Source organism: Rhodococcus gordoniae (assembly GCF_001646655.1).
In the GTDB taxonomy this organism is placed as follows: Bacteria; Actinomycetota; Actinomycetes; order Mycobacteriales; family Mycobacteriaceae; genus Rhodococcus; species Rhodococcus gordoniae.
The window spans coordinates 1-18,404 of the sequence record NZ_LPZN01000011.1 but is presented as its reverse complement, the minus strand read 5'-3'; the positions used below and the strand labels follow the sequence as shown (position 1 = coordinate 18,404).

The window sequence follows — 18,404 nt, the reverse complement described above, 5'->3', positions numbered from 1 at the left end:
GATCACTTACGAGGAAGGTCGCCCGGTGTGCGGTCGGCGCCTTCGAGCACGTTCACCTCGTGCTTGTCGCTGCCCGGGCCCACGTGTGCCTCGGCGCGCATCCGCTCGACCATGTCGGGATAGTGCAGCTCGAAGGCCGGGCGTTCGGACCTGATCCGCGGCAGCTCGTAGAAGTTGTGCCGTGGCGGCGGGCAGGTCGTCGCCCACTCGAGCGAGTTGCCGTAGCCCCACGGGTCGTCGACCGTGACGACCTGGCCGTAGCGGTAGCTCTTGAAGACGTTCCACAGGAACGGCAGCGTCGAGGCGCCCACGATGAACGCACCGATGGTGGAGATCGTGTTCAGGGTGGTGAACCCGTCGGACGGCAGGTAGTCGGCGTAGCGGCGCGGCATGCCCTCGTTACCGAGCCAGTGCTGCACCAGGAAGGTGGTGTGGAAGCCGATGAAGGTCAGCCAGAAGTGCCAGCGGCCGAGCTGCTCGTCGAGCATGCGTCCGGTCATCTTCGGGAACCAGAAGTAGATGCCGGCGTAGGTCGCGAACACGATGGTGCCGAAGAGCACGTAGTGGAAGTGCGCCACCACGAAGTACGAGTCGTGCAGGTGGAAGTCCAGCGGCGGGCTCGCGAGGATGACACCGGTCAGACCCCCGAAGAGGAAGGTGACGATGAAGCCGACGGCGAATAGCATCGGCGTCTCGAAGGTGATCTGGCCCTTCCACATCGTGCCGATCCAGTTGAAGAACTTCACACCGGTGGGGACGGCGATCAGGAAGGTCATGAACGAGAAGAACGGCAGCAGCACCGCGCCGGTGGCGTACATGTGGTGTGCCCACACGGCGATGGACAGCGCCGCGATCGCGATGGTCGCATAGACCAGGCCGCTGTATCCGAAGATCGGCTTGCGGGAGAACACCGGGAAGATCTCCGAGACGATGCCGAAGAACGGCAGCGCGACGACGTACACCTCGGGGTGACCGAAGAACCAGAACAGGTGTTGGTAGAGGAGCACGCCGCCGGTGGCGGGATCGTAGATGTTGCCACCGATCACGCGGTCGACGAAAGCCCCCATGAACGCTGCGGCGAGGAGGGGGAAGACGAGGAGCACGAGGATCATCGTGATGAAGATGTTCCACGTGAAGATGGGCATGCGGAACATGGTCATCCCCGGTGCACGCATACAGACCACGGTGGTGATCATGTTGACGCCGCCGAGGATGGTGCCCAGACCCATCACCGCCAGACCCAGGAACCACAGGTTGCCGCCGATACCGGGTGAATGGATCTCGTCGGCGAGCGGCATGTAGGACGTCCAGCCGAAGTCCGCGGCACCACCGGGAGTGATGAACCCGAATGCCACGGTGAGCGCACCGAACAGGTACAGCCAGTAGCTGAAGGCGTTCAGGCGCGGGAAGGCGACGTCGGGAGCGCCGATCTGCAGCGGCAGGATGTAGTTCGCGAAACCGAAGACGACCGGCGTCGCATACATCAGCAGCATGATGCCGCCGTGGTTGGTGAACAGCTGGTTGTACTGCTCGTTCGACAGGAACTGCAGGCCGGGGACCGCGAGCTCCGCGCGCATCAACAGGGCGAGCAGACCACCGAACAGGAAGAACGCGAACGATGTGAAGATGTACATCAGTCCGAGCTTCTTCGGGTCCGTCGTGGTGATCAGGTCGTGAAGGACCGCCCCCTTGGAGTGCGCTCGCGGCGGATACGGCCGCGTGGGCTTGACGGGAGCGACAACCGCGTTCATCGGGCCTCCTCGAGCCGCCGTGCGGCGGCAACGGTGCGGCGCGGACGGGATCGGCGCGCGCGACGATCACCACCCGCGATGCTGCAGGTGCACCCAGAGTATGCGTTCCGTCACACATACGCACCGGGTTCGCGGACGGAAGTGCGACTCGGATATCCGCACGGGAACGGGCCGCCGGAACTCCTCCCGTGTCCGGACGAGAACGTGTTCTACCACGTGACCGTCGTCGACGTCGCGAGTCCCGAGTGGCGGGCACTCGTCGACGGCGCCGGCCCGCTCGAGCCGTACCGGGAAAAGGGGCCGACCGATCCGTTCATGCCGATCTTCACCTCGACGACGCGACACAGCCGGCGCGAGGAGCGCGACACGGTCGTGGACGCGGGATGCTTCGCGCTCCGACGACCGTGTCGCGTTCCGGTGGCTCAGCGCTCGCCGAAACCGGGCAACCGCGACGGCTCCTCCACCACGGAGTACTCGCGCGCGTCGCCCTGCACGACCCGGGCCTGTGTGCCGTCGACGCCGACGGGGATGTCGCCGGCGAGAGTGATGCGCTGCAGCCGCCGGGTGTGGTCGCCGAAATCCGCGATGCCGTAGTGCTGTGTGGCACGGTTGTCCCAGATCGCGACATCGCCACTCTCCCACGACCACCGGAAGGTGTTCTCCAACTTCGTGATCCGGCTCTGGAGGAGCTGGAACAGCGCCGCGGTCTCCGACGGCTTCAGGCCGACGAACTCCTTCACGAAGTGACCGAGCAGCAGGGTGCGCTCACCGGTTTCCGGATGAATCCGCACGACCGGGTGGATCGTCTCGTAGGTGGTGCGGCGGAACTCGTCCTGATAGAGACGGCGTTCCTCGGTCAGTGCCGGATCCGAACTGCCCACGTCGAGCTTCTCGGCGTAGTCGTAGAGGTTGGTGTGCAGGGCCCACAGGTTGTCGACGAGCGCTTTCAATGCGCCCGGCAACTGCTCGTAGGCGGCGGTCGTGGACGCCCACGTCGTCGCACCACCGTACGGCGGCAGGGTCACCGCACGCAGGATCGACGCCTTCGGAATGCGGTCGACGAAGCTGACATCGGTGTGCCAGCTGTTGGCGGCACCCTCGATGGGCAACAACCGCGTGCCCTTCGAATGGACCGTGGGGTGCGACTGGGTCTGTGTTCCGAGCAGACCCGCGAAGGCCCACTGCTCCTCGTCGTCGAGATGATGCTGACCGCGGAAGACGATCGCCTTGTGCACGGCGAGCGCGTAGCGGACGGCCTCGACCGTCTCGGGCGACAACGACCCGGACAAGCGCACTCCGTCGATGCGAGCACCGATGTGCTGCCCCAGCCGGGTGACCGCGATACCCCCGGCCGCATAGACGGATTCGGCGGTGGTCGTGTCGCGATCGAGTTCGGTGATGGTCATGCGATCTCCCCTTCGGTGAGCTGAACCGGGCGTCGTGTACTGCGCCGGACCAGTTCACCGCCATCCGTCGTCCGAGTCGACGGTTGTGGTCACCGAGATCGAAACGAATCGCCCCCGTTGCCGGGAGCGCGCACTCTCACTTGAGGACCTCGCTGCGCCAGAAGGTGTCTCCGTCGGGCAGCGTCTCGTGGTCGTCGAAGAAGGCGACGAGCGCCCGTGCCGCGGCCGTGGCGTCGGGGAAGCGACGCCCCTCCATCGGCCCCCGGGTGATCTCGAGCATCCCCGACGCCGGATCGACGCGCCCCTGGACGCGGTAACCCCCGATGTCGGCCACCACCGCGAGCCGCCCGTCGTCGGCCTCGGGTTCCGCGACCGCCGGTGCGGCCGGGCGTTCCACGCGGGCGCCCGTTTCGGGCGCGGGCGCCGGGTCGTGCCCGGGATCCCTGGTCTTCGCGAGACCGAGCAGATCCCAGTGATCGCGACCGTGAAGGACGTTGCTGCGCTGGATCGGATGGCTACCGGTGGGTGTCCGGCCGGGACGGTCGGCGAGCCAGAGAGCGACCTCCTCCTCGATTCCCGCTTCGATATCGTCCGCGTCCACCACGAAGAACTCGGGTGCGGGAGGCGCGAGGTCGACGAACACCCAGTGCGACACCCCGGAGCCGTCGGCGGCGGGAACTCCGTCCCGGCGTCGCGCGAGCCACGGATCGCTCGCCGTCGAGCACACCCGCACCACTCGTTCGGAGCCGTCCGTCCCGCGTACGCGGACGTCCCGTTGCCCGGAAATCGGCTCGGCCCGGCCGCCACGCGCCGATACCTCGGCGACGAAGGCCGTGACTCCCTGTCGGACGATGTCCCCCATGTAGGCTCCTCTTCTCGGTGCGCACATCGAGCGGTCGAGCGAGATCCGCGACTCGATGCACCCACGTCCTGCGGTCTCTGTCGAGACCGGAGGTCTCGACCGACCATACGTGGCTATGAACAGAACAAGAACCGTCTGTGACCTGTCACCGGAACACATCACCCTTCGTGGTGAGCGCCTTGACCCGTTCGACGACGCGGTCCTGGAGTTTGGACGGCGTGCGCCAACGCATCGCGAGCTTGTCGTAGTCCATGGCGTGCTCGGCGATGATGTCCTTGAGCTGCTCGACGCCGAGGGACGACAGCCTCTCCCGCAGAATCGCCTCTCCGTTCTCGCGGTACACCGCGAACGGATCGAATGCTCCGGGTGCACGCCGACTGCGGCGTGCGGGCGTCCTGGCTGCAGCGGCAGGAGCAGCAAGGGCGGGAACAGACACCGGGACCGCTGCGTCGGTGGTGACCGAGAGCGCCGTTGCCAGCGCCTTCGCGAAGCGCGGCGTGCGCGCCGCCTCGTCGGCGATCACCTGCACGAGGGCGACCAGTGCGCCCGCTGTTCCGGGGGCCGTCTCGTCGAGGCGGAGCAGCGCCGAACTCGCCTCGCCGATGCGCACCCGCAGACGCGCCTGTGCCATGTCGGTATCGGTGCCGGGATTCGTCACAGGTACACCTGCGCATTCATCATGATCGTCTCGGTGAGGATACGGAGTGCGTCGTACTGGCCGGTGTTGCCGTACTTGCGCTTGAGCGTGCCGTAGGGCACGTACTCGGCGGACGCCGCGATCTGGTTGGCTTCGGGCACCCAGGCGGGAACGACGTTCGCGATGCGATCGTCGCGCTGGAGTTGCTCGATGATGGTGCGGTGCAGATTCGACGCACTGCGATATTTCGTGATGACGAGACCGATCTCCCGCACCGAGTGCCCGGTCCGCTTCGCAAGCTCCCGAATCTTGTTCTGCAACTGTGGAATTCCATAGGTGGACAGGATGTCGGGGATCGTGGGGATCAGATACCCGTCGGCGAGACGCAACCCGTTGAGCGTGAGGATGCCGAGATTCGGCGGACAGTCGACGAGGATGTAGTCGTATCGATCGGCGATGGGCCGCACTGCCGACAGCAGGATCTCGACGGGACGATGCGAGCCGGGATCGGCGTACTGCTGATGGGTGAGACCTTCCTGGATGTCCATGAGGTCCAGGGACGACGCGAGCAGGTCGAGATCACGCACCGTACGCACGGGCGAGACACCACGCTGGACGGCCTTCTCGATGTCGAACTCGTCGGCATCGGGATCGATCGCCTTCCGGAAGAGCGTCGCGAGGGTCCGCCCGAGTTCGTTCAGTTCCTGCCAACGCTCCTCCCCCACCATCATCGTGGTGAGGTTGGTCTGCGGGTCGAGGTCGATCAGGAGCACTCGCTGCCCGAACTCCGCCGCCATGAACTCGCCGAGCGCTGCTGTCGTCGTGGTCTTGCCGACGCCACCTTTCAGGTTGATCGTCGCGATTACCCGTGCCACCCCACACCTCTTCGGGAAAGAAAGTCTTCACTCGTTGTTGCGAGAAAAACTACCCGAGAGCGGACATACAGGGCAGCCGGGTGCCGCCTACCGGATCAGCGCCCCCTGGACTCGACGGCGAGACGAGGAATTCCGGCGAGCACATCGGGCGTGACGCTCGAATCGGAGGTCCCGAAGCCGCTCAGGTACAGCGACGGCTCGCGGTCGGCGACCGCGCGCACGACCTGCTCCTGCGAGACGAAGACGATCAACCCTTCGGCATCGGCCCCCGGCAGGTTGCGCCAGGTCACGCCCGGCGTGTGCATCATCCGGTTGAGCTCGCTCATGAGCACCGGCACCCGGAAGTAGTACATCCGGTCCCACGACTCGATGCCCGCGGCGGCCGTGATCTCCCCGAGCGTGCGGGTCTGCCCCGAGACGAGGACGGATTCGAACTCGGCCTCGAGCCTCGGGTCGTCGACGACCGACACACTCGTCGACCCCGAACATCCCGAGACACCCAGCGCCACAGCGACAGCCAACGCAGAACCTGTACGCACGAACCGCGACGCCACCGCGCCCCCTTGTGGATCGACCCCCGACCGGACCCGAGGAAGCTACCACCGGTTCGGACAAATACACCAGTGAGGCGGGTCACGTCCCGCGACTTCGGGTATCCGCCCCGACCTGCAGCCGAATCGGTGTGAGCGGTGACAGTGACTCCGGGTCACTCCTTCCCGGTGAGCTCCGCGATGTCCGTTCGCAGGGCACTGCGGAGGGCGACCATCGACCCGGCCGCCGCCCCGAGCTGGTCGACCACGAAATCGGTGTTCTCCGCAGACAACTCGCGCACACCCGACCTTCCGATCAGATCGTCGATCCGCTCGTCGAGATTCGCGGTGCGCTGCGCGATGTGCGCGAGGTGCAGGTGGTCCTCGGCCCGCGTGAGGAGGTCTCCGATACGCGCGAGGGCTGTGACGCGCGCGAGAATCTGATCCCATACCGGCGCGAGCGCGGCCACCCGCGATTCGAGCCCGGAACGCGCTTCCGGCGCCGATCGGACGGCGGCCCGCAGCTCGTCGAGCAGATCGCGCAGGGCGACGGTGTCCACCGCGATCTGGGTGAGTTCCTCGGCGAGATCGAGCTGGGCTCGTTGAACCTCGAAATAATCCGAACGCCACGCCGCCGAGGCCTCGATGCGGTCGTACAGCGACCCGGCGAGGAACAGCAGAGTGTCGTAGCGGTCGACGAAGCGATCGTCGCCGGCGGGTCTCTCCTGCCCGAGCCGTTCGGCCACGCGGCGTCCGGCCTCGGCCAGCGGGGTGTGCTCGGACCAGCGGCTCACACGATCGACGGCGACACCGAGCACCATTTCGCGCGCCTGCTCCACCGGAGCGACCGGCAGGGGTGCGGGGGTGCGCTGCAGGGCGGCGAACAGCGCTTCGCGTTGCTCGATCTCGAGGTGCAGTCCGTCGCGCCGGTCGCGGCGCACGGCGCGGACCCCCTGGGCGTAGTGCAACGGCGAGTGCACGACGGTCTGCCGCGCCATCCGGATGCGCTTGCCGAGTTCGTTGGCCCGGTACTCGAGCGCGAGTCGCGCGGCGCCGGGCCGCTGACCGGCGATGCGCGCGCGGATACGAGCGTGGTCGTCGGAGAGACGGCGCAGTTCCCCGAAGCCGTCGAGCGCGGGCAGGCGGCGTCCGGCCCGCCGGCGGTTCGCCACTATCGCGCGTGCAGATTCGTCGAGGTGGCCGGCGGCCAGCGCGACGGCTGCGGCATCCGACAGCGGCGCGTGCCGGCCCTCGATGCTGCCGCTCTCGCACCATCGGCGGACCTGCCCGGCGATCCGGGCGCGCCGGTCCACCGGCGTGCCGTCGTGGTCCGGCGCGTCGTCGCGGTCGGGGATGTGGGGTCGATCGGGCACGGATCCTCCTCGCGGGCTCGTCCGCCGTACACGCTCCTGCGACTCGGGTCGCAGGCGCACACTTCCACTGTTCCAGATTCCGCAAGGACTCGGAGGAATGCCCGGAACCGGCCCGGAACCCGGACCGCCGACGCTCCCGATTCGGGGCATCGCCACGCGCGTCCCGGTTCGGTTGAAAGCTGCACGTTTTCGCATCTCGTGACGGATGTCACAGGACTTCCGGCCGAGTGCGGCACGATGTGCCCGGTCCCGGATCGCGGACCGGTTCAGAGCACCCGAAAACCTCTGCGTACCAGCGCAAACGAGGAGTCGTTCGAGGCGGGCCACGAACGGTCCCGCAAGTTACCGATGGGTGTTACTGCACAGTACCGGCCGCGCCCTCACGCGCGATGCCCCCTCCCGCGCCCCGCTCCCGACCGAAAGTCCCTGCGCCCGAGAGGCAGTGGGAGACTGCGGCCGAGGAGGCGCAGCGAGACCTTCCACCGGGAGGCGAAACGTGACAAACCCTCATGTTTCCTCCATGCTGTTATCCGAACGGAGCCTTCGCCCTGGGGGACGTGACCGCCGCAACCGGTGGCCGTAGCTGCGAAGATCTGTTCGAAACGGTCCTTCGGACACCGCGGATGCTGCCCGGTGGATCGACGACGAACACGCATGCCCATGCCAACCACGAGGAGCCGACCGCTACATGTTCCCGCTCGCGCCGCCAACACGAGACGTGGAACGTAGGACCGGTTAGTTTGTCCTCCTCATTGGGGTGGAGCTTCGAGACGCGCGCCCGATGCGTGCACAAACCATGGAGAACGGTGGCAACGAGTATGTTCAAGCGGATCGCAGTGGTCAATCGCGGTGAGGCGGCCGTACGCCTCATCCGGGCAGTCCGGGAGCTCAACTCCGAGCACGGCTACGACATCAGGACGATCGCTCTGCACACCGACGCCGAACGACGGGCGATGTTCGTCCGTCAGGCCGACGAAGGAGTGACCCTCCGCCCGTCGACCACGGCGGCGACCCCCTACCTCGATCACGCCGAACTCGAGCGCGCTCTGCTCGAGGCGAAAGCCGACGCCGTCTGGGTCGGCTGGGGCTTCGTCGCCGAGGACCCTGCCTTCGCCGAGCTCTGCGCCCGCCTCGGCATCACCTTCATCGGTCCCTCGGCCGACGCCATGCGTCTGCTCGGCGACAAGGTCGAGGCGAAGATCCTCGCCGAGAAGGTCGGCGTTCCCGTCGCACCGTGGTCCGGGGGACCGGTCGAGTCCCGCGCCGACGCCCGCCGCCACGCGCAGGCCATCGGCTATCCGCTGATCATCAAGGCCCGCTCCGGCGGCGGCGGCCGCGGCATCCGCAAGGTCTATGCGGAGGACGAGCTCGAACTCGCCCTCGAACGCACCCAGGGTGAGGCCGAGCGTTCCTTCGGTGACCCCGTCGTGTTCATCGAGCGTCTCGTCACCGACGCGCGCCACGTCGAGGTCCAGGTCATCGCCGACAAGCACGGCAACGTGTGGGCCCCGGGGGTGCGCGACTGCTCGATCCAGCGCAAGAACCAGAAGGTCATCGAGGAGTCGGCCTCTCCCCTGCTCACCAAGGAGCAGTCGGACCACCTGCGCGCGGTCTCCGCGGATCTCGTCCGCGCGGCCGGATACGCCGGTGCCGGCACCGTCGAGTACCTCTACCAGCCCGACCTGAAGATCTTCACCTTCCTCGAGGTCAACACCCGCCTCCAGGTCGAGCACCCCATCACCGAGGCCACGACCGGCATCGACCTCGTCAAGCTGCAGATCCTCGTCGCCTCCGGCGAGAAGCTGCCCGGCGAGTGCCCCGGCGAGTTCGGGCACGCCGTCGAAGCCCGTCTGAACGCCGAGGACGCTGCCAACGGCTTCGCACCCGCTCCCGGCACCGTGCAGTTGCTCAAGTTCCCGCTCGGGTCCGGCCTGCGCGTCGATACCGGCATCGCCCAGGGCGACGTCATCCCGCCCGACTACGACTCGATGGTCGCCAAGATCATCGCGTGGGGCCGCGACCGTGACGAGGCGCTCGCCCGCCTGCGCACCGCTCTGCGCGAGACCACCGTCGTCCTCGACGGCGGCACGACGACCAAGTCGTTCCTGCTCGATCTGCTCGATCGCCCCGAGGTGATCGACGCCTCCGCCGACACCGGCTGGCTCGACCGCACCGGCGCCGGCACCGAGACCGGACCGTCCAAGGTCGCCGACGTCGCACTCATCGCGACCGCTGTCGACGTCTACGACACCGACGAGGCCCGCGAACGCGCCGCCTTCCTCGCCTCCGCCCGCGGTGGCCGCCCGCGCGCCGGCCACACCGTCGGACGCAAGGTCGAACTGAGCTACCAGGGACAGGCCTACGAACTCGTCGTCGGACAGGTCGGTCCGCACCGCTACCGGGTCGACACCGGCACCTCCGAGTTCGACGTCGACGTCGAGCGGCTCGGCGCCTACGAGTCGCGTCTGACCGTCGGCGGCCACCGCCACAACGTGGTGTCGATCGCCGGTCCCGCCCACTTCCTCGTCGAGGTCGACGGCATCAGCCACCAGATCAGCCAGGACGAGGCCGGTGTGGTGCGCACACCCGCCCCCGCCGTGGTGGTCGCGGTCCCCGTCGCCGTCGGTGACGAGGTCGAGGCCGGTCAGACCCTCGTCGTGCTCGAGTCGATGAAGATGGAGACCGCGGTCCGCGCCCCCTTCGCCGGGAAGGTCCGCGAAATCCTGGCCGTCGTCAACGCCCAGGTCGACGCGGGTGCCCCGCTCCTGCGGGTCGACCAGATCGTCGAGGAGGTCGTCACCGAAGCCGTCGAGCGGGTGGAGTTCGCCGCACCGGCGCCCTCGCTGAGCGACGACGTCGCCGCCGACGCCCTTGCCCGCCTCGACTCGCTGGCCGCGCTGGTCACCGGATACGACGTGTCCGCCAAGCGCACCGCGGCCCTGATCGCCGACTACGAGCAGCTCTCCGGCGCCGTCGACTCGTGCGATATCGTCCGCGCCGAACTGGCGCTGCTCACGACGTTCGCCGACGTGTGCGAACTGTCGCGCAACCGCCCGACCGAGGACGAGAAGAACAGCGACGATCGGGTGCACAGCCCCCGCGAGTTCTTCCACGGTTACCTGCAGTCGCTCGACGTCGAGGTCGGAGGGCTGCCCGACAGCTTCCGTGCTCGCCTCGCACGGGCCCTGCGGCACTACGACGTCCTCGAACTCGATCGCACCCCGGATCTCGAGGAGGCCGTCTACCGGCTGTTCCTCGCACTCGAGCGCATCGAAGCCCATGTTCCCGTGGTCACTGCGCTGCTCGACCGCTGGATCGAACGCGACGACACCGAGGTGGGCATCTCCCACGAACTCAACGAGGTCCTCGACCGTCTGATCGTCGCGACCCAGGTCCGGTTCCCCGTCATCGGTGACACCGCCCGCAACCTGCGATACCGCTACTTCGAGGAACCCGTGATCCGCAAGGCCCGCGAGCAGGTCTACGACGGGGTCCGCGGTTCGCTCGCGTACCTCGCCGAGCATGCGCAGGCGGCGGACTACGCGCAGCGCATCGAGTCGCTGGTCGCTACCCCCGAGCCGCTGATCGACCTTCTCGCACAGCAGATCACGCGTCCCGAGACCGTTCCGGGTCCGTTGCTCGAGGTCATCACCCGACGGGCGTACAAGATCCGCACCCTCGAGGACGTCTGCTCGTGCACGGTCGCCGAGCACCAGTTCGTCACCGGCAACTTCGATCTGCGCGGCACCCGTCTGTACCTGATCTCCGCGGAGGCACCGCACGCCGAGTTCGCCTCGCTGCTCGCCGCCGTCGAGGAGTCGGCGGCATCGGTTCCCGACACGAAGAACCTGGTGATCGACCTGTATCTCGCGTGGGACGACGCTCCGGCCGATGCCGACGCCCAGGCGGACGCGCTGCGCACCGCACTCGCCGCCCGCACGGTGACGGGTGCGGCCCGACGCGTGACCGTGACCGTCTGCCACACCGACACCGCCGAAGAGCACGTGTTCACCTTCCGCCCCTACGAGACCGGATACGCGGAGGAGACCAACATCCGCGACATCCACCCGCTCACGGGTCAGCGTCTGGATCTGTGGCGTCTGAAGAACTTCGACGGCACCCGCCTGCCCGCCAATCCGGACACCTACCTGTATCACCTGGTGTCGCAGGACAATCCGTCCGACGAGCGATTCATCGCGCTGGCCGAGGTGCGCGACCTGACGCCGCAGCGCGACGAGACCGGCAGGATCGTCGGACTTCCGGCCTTCGAACGCGCACTGGCCGGTTCGCTCGACGGCATGCGCCGCGCCCAGGCGAACCGCGGTGGGCGACGTCTCGACGCGAACCGCGTGGTGCTCTACGTGTGGCCCGTCGTCGATCTCGACATGGAGGACCTGCGCCGCATCGGCAACAACGCCGCGCCGCTGACCGTGGGTGCCGGCCTGGAGGAGATCACCGTCATCGGTTCGTGGCGCGAGCGCCACGACGAGCCGGTACGTGAGGTCGCTCTGCGCTTCTCGTACCGGTCCGGCGCCGGCGTCATCGTGCGGGTCACCGAGCCTCCGAAGGAGCCGCTGCAGCCGCTCGACGAGTACACCCAGAAGGTGCAGCGCTCGCGCGCCCGCGGCACCGTCTACCCGTACGAGCTGATCCCGCTGCTCACCGGCGGCGACGGCAGCTTCGTCGAATACGATTTCGACGAGCAGGGCGCACTCGTGCCGGTGGACCGCCCCTACGGCCGTAACACCGCCGGTCTGATCGTCGGCGTCGTCGACACCCCCACCCCGCGCTATCCCGAGGGCATGAAGCGCGTCGCGTTGTTCGGTGATCCCACCAAGGCGCTGGGCACCGTCGCGGAAGCGGAATGTTCCCGCGTGGTCGCCGCGATCGATCTCGCCGAAAGCCTCGGCGCCCCCGTCGAGTGGTTCGCCCTGTCGTCCGGCGCGACGATCTCGATGGGTTCGGGCACCGAGAACATGGACTGGGTGTCGCGCGGTCTGCGTCGCATCATCACGTTCACGCAGGACGGCGGCGAGATCAACGTCGTGGTCACCGGCATCAACGTCGGCGCGCAGCCGTACTGGAACGCCGAGGCGACGATGCTCATGCACACCAAGGGCATCCTCGTCATGACTCCGGACAGTGCCATGGTGCTCACCGGCAAGCAGTCGCTCGACTACTCGGGTGGCGTCTCCGCCGAGGACAACTTCGGTATCGGCGGATACGACCGCGTCATGGGCCCCAACGGCCAGGCGCAGTACTGGGCCCCCAACCTCAGCGCTGCCATCGAGACGCTGTTCGCGCACTACGCCCACGCCTACGTCGCACCGGGCGAGCGCTTCCCGCGCAAGGCCGTGTCCGCCGACCCGGTGGACCGGAACGTGTGCGTGTACCCGCACGTGCATCCGTCCAGCGATTTCACCACCGTCGGCGACATCTTCTCGTCCGAGACCAACCCGGATCGCAAGAAGCCGTTCGACATCCGCACGGTGATGCGCTCCGTGGTCGACCAGGACCACGCGGTGCTCGAACGGTGGGCCGACATGGCCGACGCCGACACCTCGGTCGTGTTCGACGCGCATCTCGGCGGTATCCCCGTCAGCGTCATCGGTATCGAGTCCCGCGCGATCCCGCGCAAGGGCTGGTTCCCCGCCGACGGACCGGATCAGTGGACGTCGGGCACGCTGTTCCCGAAGTCGTCGAAGAAGACGGCGCGGGCGATCAACGCGGCGAGCGGCAATCGTCCGCTCGTGGTGCTCGCCAACCTGTCGGGCTTCGACGGCTCCCCCGAGTCGCTGCGCAACCTGCAGCTCGAGTACGGCGCCGAGATCGGCCGGGCCATCGTCAACTTCGACGGTCCGATCGTGTTCGTCGTGGTCTCCCGCTACCACGGTGGTGCTTTCGTGGTGTTCTCGGGCGCACTGAACGAGAACATGGAAGTCCTCGCCGTGGAGGGTTCGTTCGCCTCCGTGCTCGGTGGCGCTCCCGCGGCAGCGGTCGTCTTCACCCGCGACGTCAACAAGCGCACCGCGAGCGATCCGCGGGTCGTGGAACTCGAAGCCCAGCTGCGGGCCGCGGAGGACGGCGACAAGGCGCGTCTGGGTGTCGAACTCACCGCGCTGCGTACCGCGGTGCGGTCGGAGAAGCTCGGTGAGGTGGCGGCCGAGTTCGAGGCGATCCACAACATCCAGCGGGCGCAGCAGGTCGGGTCCGTGGACGCGATCGTGCCGGCGGTCGAGCTGCGGCCGCAGATCATCGCGGCCGTCGAGCGCGGCATGGCACGCACGCTCGCGTAACCCACGCAGACGGATCGAGACCCCACCGGGACACTTCCGGTGGGGTCTCGTCGTCGTGGGGGCCGGAGCGATGCTACGAGGTCGTCATTCGAGACGCGTACGGATCCACTCGACCAGGATCCGGGCCACCTCGTGCGGCGCCTCCGGCACGAGGGCGTGCCCACAACCCGGCACGACGGCCGTGGAGACGAGTTCGCTCCCGAACTCGTCGACGAGCTCACCTCGGGTCTCCGCGGGCCGGAAGACGTCCTCTTCCGCCTGTACGTCGAGCAGAGGTGACGACGCCACGGTCCACCACGATTCCTTGTCCGTCGCGGCCATCGCGGCCCGCTGCGACACGATCGCCTCGGGCCACCACCCGTCGAGCCACACCGCCGGATCGTGCCCTTCGGCGAAGAAGACGTCGCGCAGGTGCACGAGCCGTTCGCCGTCGGGAAGCGACAGGTCGGAGCACTTGGCGACACGCTCGGTCAGCGAAGCCGGGAATCGGCGGGCACCGGCGGCGAGCACGGCGACCCCCCGGACGAGGTCGGGCCGGTCGGCGGCGAGTACCCGGGCCACGTAATGCCCGAATGCGTGGCCGGCCACCACGGCGGGTGCGGCGTCGAAGTTCTCGATGACGCCGGCGACGTCGCCGGCGAGGTCGTGGAGGTCGAGGCCGGCCATGGGCCCGCGGCTGCTTCCGATACCTCGGGGTTGCGGTCGCAGAGCGGTGAATCCGGCTGCCGCGAGATCGCCGGCAATGGGATCGAATTCGTAGGAGTCGCGTCCCAGGGAAGGAAGCAGGACGACCGCCGGCCCTTCCCCGTCGACACGCACCTCGAGCTCTGCCACGGGTGTTTCGACAAGACGAGTGCTGCTCACGGGGCCATCCTCTCACCGCCGGACGAGCTGTGCTTCGACACAATCACCCACGGTAGTGTCGAGGATCACACCGTCACGGGGTGTGGCTCGTTCTCGAACGGGGAATGCCGAGAGGCGCACGGCCGGCCGGACTCGGGCGGCACGCAGTGCGCCCTCCCCGAGCAATGGCCGGCGGCAATCCCCCGGCCGAGCATCGTCTCCGAATCGATTCTGCCGAAACACATTTCGGAACATTTCGTGAAGACCGATCACGTTCACGCCATGTGCACACAGTTGTGGCCGACTCCCCGGTAACACGGTGTGCCATTCCGGAACGGCCCGATCCGTGCAGGCTGTACGTCCAGGTCGGCTACGGACATTCAGCATGTTCGTACCGTGAGGTAACCCCGCATGAACTACATATCTCGTTGTCGCACAACATTTTTCGAGACATTCGGACAAATTGACGAAATTCGAAGATCGAATTGTTCCTGGTGACAACATGTTCGACGTGATGCATGATTGTTTCCGCAGGGAGATACGAGCCAACGAGGGCTCGTTTCACGGGGACACGCGTTCGAGTCAGGGGGATTCGAAACGTGCTCCTCCACAGGGAAATCAATGCGCAGGGGGCGTTTGTGCGACGTCGGCGACCAGCCGCGCCCGTCGCCCCCTCGCACAGCGAGGAGATCAGCATGACCAGCACCATCGAACCCACCTCACAGATCGCTGCCGGCGGAAACAAGCTCCGCGGACGCGTCGCCTTCGTCACCGGCGGCACGCGCGGCATCGGAGCGGCGATCAGCCGCAGCCTGGCGAGCCAGGGCGCCACCGTCGCCGCAGGTTACGGACGTAACACCGCTCAGGCGGACCAGTTCCTCGCAGACCTGAACGACAACGGCCGCAAGGACGTCCGCTACTCGGTGCATCGCGGCGACGTCGCCGACGCCGACGACTGCCGGCGCACGATCGACGAGGTCATCGCCACACACGGCCGCCTGGACATCCTGGTCAACAACGCGGGCATCACCATCGACCGCACGGTGCTGAAGATGCAGGACGAGGACTGGGACACCGTCCTCGGGGTGAACCTCTCGGGCGCGTTCTACCTGGCACAGGCAGCACTGCGGCACATGCTCGAGCGCGGCACCGGACGCATCGTCAACGTCTCCTCCGTCATCGGTGAGACCGGAAACATCGGCCAGGCCAACTACGCGGCGTCGAAGGCCGGTCTGTTCGGCCTCACCAAGACCCTCGCCAAGGAAGCGGCCTTCCATCTGGCCAAGAACGACAAGCTGGATCCGAACGGCATCGGCGTGACCGTCAACACCGTCACTCCGGGCTTCGTCGCCACCGAGATGGTCGAAGCCATCCCCGAGAAGGTGCTCGCGCGCATCACGGACACCATCCCCGTGAAGCGACTCGCCGACCCCCAGGAGATCGCCCGGGTCGTGCACTTCCTCGCCGCCGACGCCTCCTCGTACATCACCGGTCAGGTGTGGGGTGTCAACGGCGGGCTGGACATGTGATCCGGCTTTCCCACCACAACTTCGAATCGAACGGTCCCTCTCGCACATGCAGCCCTTCGAGCTCAACCGGCACGGCCGAATCGTCTTTCCCTCCAATTTCGTTCCCGAACTCGACTTCTCCACACTGAGCAGCGTCGAACATCTCGACGCCGTCATCCGCCGCGACTTCGACACCAAGGCACCCACGGTCTCGGAGATCCTCGCCCGGCACGAACTGGGTAATTACGGTTCGAAGTTCGAGATCATGCGGGACATGGCCCTCAACGTGTTCTGGGCCGACCGCTTCGCCCTGATGATGTTCGAGCGGCGGGTCACCCGCTGGGGCGACGTGCCCCGTAACCGTGACGACGTCTACATGCCCCGCCTGACTCCCTGGCCCGAGGCCGAGGAGCGGTTGGGGGCCGTCGAGGAGGCCTACCACTCGCTCCCCCGCGCCTGGGACAGCGCCGCGGAGGATCACATCTTCGACCGGCTCTTCGCGGTCTTCGGCTCGCGACGTCATTTCGCCGGCGACCTGCCGAGCGTCAAACCCACTGTTGCGCAGCTGCTCTCCGATCCGGAGAACATCACCCTGCGTATCCGCCACTACGATCCGAACCACCCCGTGTTCGGATACGACGAGATCCTCGACTGCCACGAGGACGTCGCCGAACTCGAGGCCCTGAGCCGGTGGTCGATGGTGCTGCACAACCAGCAGCCCTGGGACGGAAACGAAATCGAACTCGCCCGGGTGGCGGATCTGAAGGACGACGACTACGTCGTGGTGTCGCACCCACGCAATCGTGAGGTGCAGCGGTTCATCAACCGGGTCGCCTCCGGGAAGACCCGCAAGGCCACCTCGTTCACGCGGCACGAACCGGTTGCCCCGTCGACGCCCTACCCGGCCGTCGACGTGCGCTCGGAGTTCACGGTCGCACCGCACATCGATGCGATCGCGGTGGCCCACGGCGATCAGGTGTGCACCAACGAGGACCTGATCCGGAACACCGCCTACAACTGGTCGCCGATGTCGGCCGACGAGATCACGGCGAAGACCGGGATCGAACAGCGCCGGTACACCTCGGGAACCTTCGAGGAACTGGCCCTGATCGCGGCGAAGCAGGCGGTCGCCCACGCCGGTATCGGTCCGCAGGACATCGGCGCGGTCATCACCTGCACGTGCACGAGCGGACGGCTGATCCCGTCGCTCGCCACGTGGATCTCGGGTGAACTCGGTATCGGCCAGACCCATGCCTCGTTCGACCTCATCGCGGCGTGCGCGGGCATGCCCTACGGCCTGGCCGAGGCGACCCGCATCCTGCAGCAGGTGAAACGTCCCGTCCTCGTGGTGTGCGTCGAGAAGTTCTCGGACAAGATCGGCAACGTCCGGCCGTCCCGCATGATCTTCGGTGACGGTGCCGCGGCGATCGTCGTCTCGCCCGCCGCCGAGGGCGATGCCCCCGATCTCGAGTTCTTCAACAGCTACGCGAGCGGTCCGACGAGCGAGGTCAACTCGATCATCTGGCCGAACCCGGACTTCGACAACTTCATCACGGTCTACGGACCGGAGGTGAAGACGCTTGCCGGTCGTTACCTGGCGCAGATGCTCGACGAGATCAAGGCCATCCCCTCCCCCGACGACGCCGAGCGGTCGCTGCTCGACGACATCGATCTCATCGTTCCCCACCAGGCGAACAAGACGATGGTCATCGAGCTCGCCGCGAACGCGGGACTCTCGGCCGACCGGTTGTACTTCAACATCGAGAAGGTCGGCAACACATCGTCGGCGAGCATCCCGCTCGCGATCCACGACGCCGTCCGCGACGGGGTGATCACCGAACCGGTGCGCATATTCGCCCCCGGCTTCGGTGCGGGAGCGGTGGCGGGTTACACCGTCATGCGGATCGACCCGAAGGTGGTCGTGCCGTTCGAGACGACGGACGCCGGCTGACCGGCGTACGACAAGACATCCGGGCCGTCCCCCGGCAGGTCCGGAGAACATCGGTCCGCTCGCGACATCCGGTCGCGGGCGGACCGATCGTCGTCTGTCACCCGGCGACGTAACACGCGCGGCGCTCAATCCGACATTCCGTCCGAATCCGGCACATCGGATCCTGACGAAGTACAGAAAGGCCTCGCGCATGAAGTTCCGCCGCATTGTCGCTGCGACGCTGGGGTGTGTGGCCCTGACGGTCACCGCGCCCTCGACCGCAGGTGCCTTCCCTCTCGTGGACCTGCTCCCGAAGGGCATCGCCGATCTCGTCCCGAGCGGGTCGTTCAACCCGTTCGCGCCTCCGCCGGCACCTGCCCCTGCTCCCCCCGC

At 67.3% G+C, this 18,404-nt stretch carries 11 protein-coding genes and 1 pseudogene; 4 read left to right on the top strand and 8 right to left on the bottom strand.

What is annotated here, in order from left to right; genetic code table 11:
* Positions 1-2: 2 nt before the first annotated feature.
* From ctaD to A8G18_RS06110, 7 genes are all read right to left on the bottom strand, one after another.
* Positions 3-1,751, bottom strand: a complete 1,749-nt coding sequence (gene ctaD / locus A8G18_RS06140; RefSeq protein WP_064063156.1) for an aa3-type cytochrome oxidase subunit I — start codon at positions 1,749-1,751, stop codon at positions 3-5.
* A gap of 422 nt (positions 1,752-2,173) precedes the next feature.
* On the bottom strand, positions 2,174-3,157 hold the full coding sequence (locus tag A8G18_RS06135; protein WP_064063155.1) for a TauD/TfdA dioxygenase family protein: 984 nt from the start codon (positions 3,155-3,157) through the stop codon (positions 2,174-2,176).
* 136 nt (positions 3,158-3,293) lie between these two features.
* Positions 3,294-4,019: a hypothetical protein gene (locus A8G18_RS06130; protein ID WP_064063154.1), complete on the bottom strand. Its 726-nt coding sequence runs from the start codon at positions 4,017-4,019 to the stop codon at positions 3,294-3,296.
* Positions 4,020-4,164: 145 nt separating this feature from the next.
* On the bottom strand, positions 4,165-4,677 hold the full coding sequence (locus tag A8G18_RS06125; protein WP_064063153.1) for a hypothetical protein: 513 nt from the start codon (positions 4,675-4,677) through the stop codon (positions 4,165-4,167).
* Complete coding sequence (locus A8G18_RS06120; RefSeq protein ID WP_064063152.1) at positions 4,674-5,531, bottom strand: ParA family protein; 858 nt, start codon at positions 5,529-5,531, stop codon at positions 4,674-4,676. The genes A8G18_RS06125 and A8G18_RS06120 overlap by 4 nt, the downstream gene beginning before the upstream one ends.
* Before the next feature lie 95 nt (positions 5,532-5,626).
* The gene (locus A8G18_RS06115) at positions 5,627-6,052 is read right to left on the bottom strand and encodes a hypothetical protein (RefSeq protein WP_245207783.1); all 426 of its coding nucleotides are present in this window, start codon (positions 6,050-6,052) and stop codon (positions 5,627-5,629) included.
* Positions 6,053-6,237: 185 nt separating this feature from the next.
* Complete coding sequence (locus A8G18_RS06110) at positions 6,238-7,416, bottom strand: hypothetical protein (RefSeq protein ID WP_064063239.1); 1,179 nt, start codon at positions 7,414-7,416, stop codon at positions 6,238-6,240.
* Between the two features lie 836 nt (positions 7,417-8,252).
* Between A8G18_RS06110 and A8G18_RS06105 the strand changes: the two genes are divergently transcribed.
* Positions 8,253-13,730: an ATP-binding protein gene (locus A8G18_RS06105; RefSeq protein WP_064063151.1), complete on the top strand. Its 5,478-nt coding sequence runs from the start codon at positions 8,253-8,255 to the stop codon at positions 13,728-13,730.
* An 84-nt stretch (positions 13,731-13,814) separates the two neighbouring features.
* Here the strand turns inward: A8G18_RS06105 and A8G18_RS06100 are convergent, their stop codons facing one another.
* Positions 13,815-14,594, bottom strand: a complete 780-nt coding sequence (locus A8G18_RS06100) for an alpha/beta fold hydrolase (RefSeq protein WP_064063150.1) — start codon at positions 14,592-14,594, stop codon at positions 13,815-13,817.
* A gap of 674 nt (positions 14,595-15,268) precedes the next feature.
* Between A8G18_RS06100 and A8G18_RS06095 the strand changes: the two genes are divergently transcribed.
* The 3 genes and pseudogenes from A8G18_RS06095 to A8G18_RS06085 all read left to right on the top strand — a co-directional run.
* Positions 15,269-16,102: a 3-oxoacyl-ACP reductase family protein gene (locus tag A8G18_RS06095; protein WP_064063149.1), complete on the top strand. Its 834-nt coding sequence runs from the start codon at positions 15,269-15,271 to the stop codon at positions 16,100-16,102.
* A gap of 46 nt (positions 16,103-16,148) precedes the next feature.
* Positions 16,149-18,032 carry a ketoacyl-ACP synthase III gene (locus A8G18_RS06090; RefSeq protein WP_064063148.1) on the top strand — a complete coding sequence of 628 codons (1,884 nt, stop codon included), beginning with the start codon at positions 16,149-16,151 and terminating at the stop codon, positions 18,030-18,032.
* 190 nt (positions 18,033-18,222) lie between these two features.
* Positions 18,223-18,404: pseudogene (locus A8G18_RS06085) on the top strand (excalibur calcium-binding domain-containing protein); the annotation flags it as partial.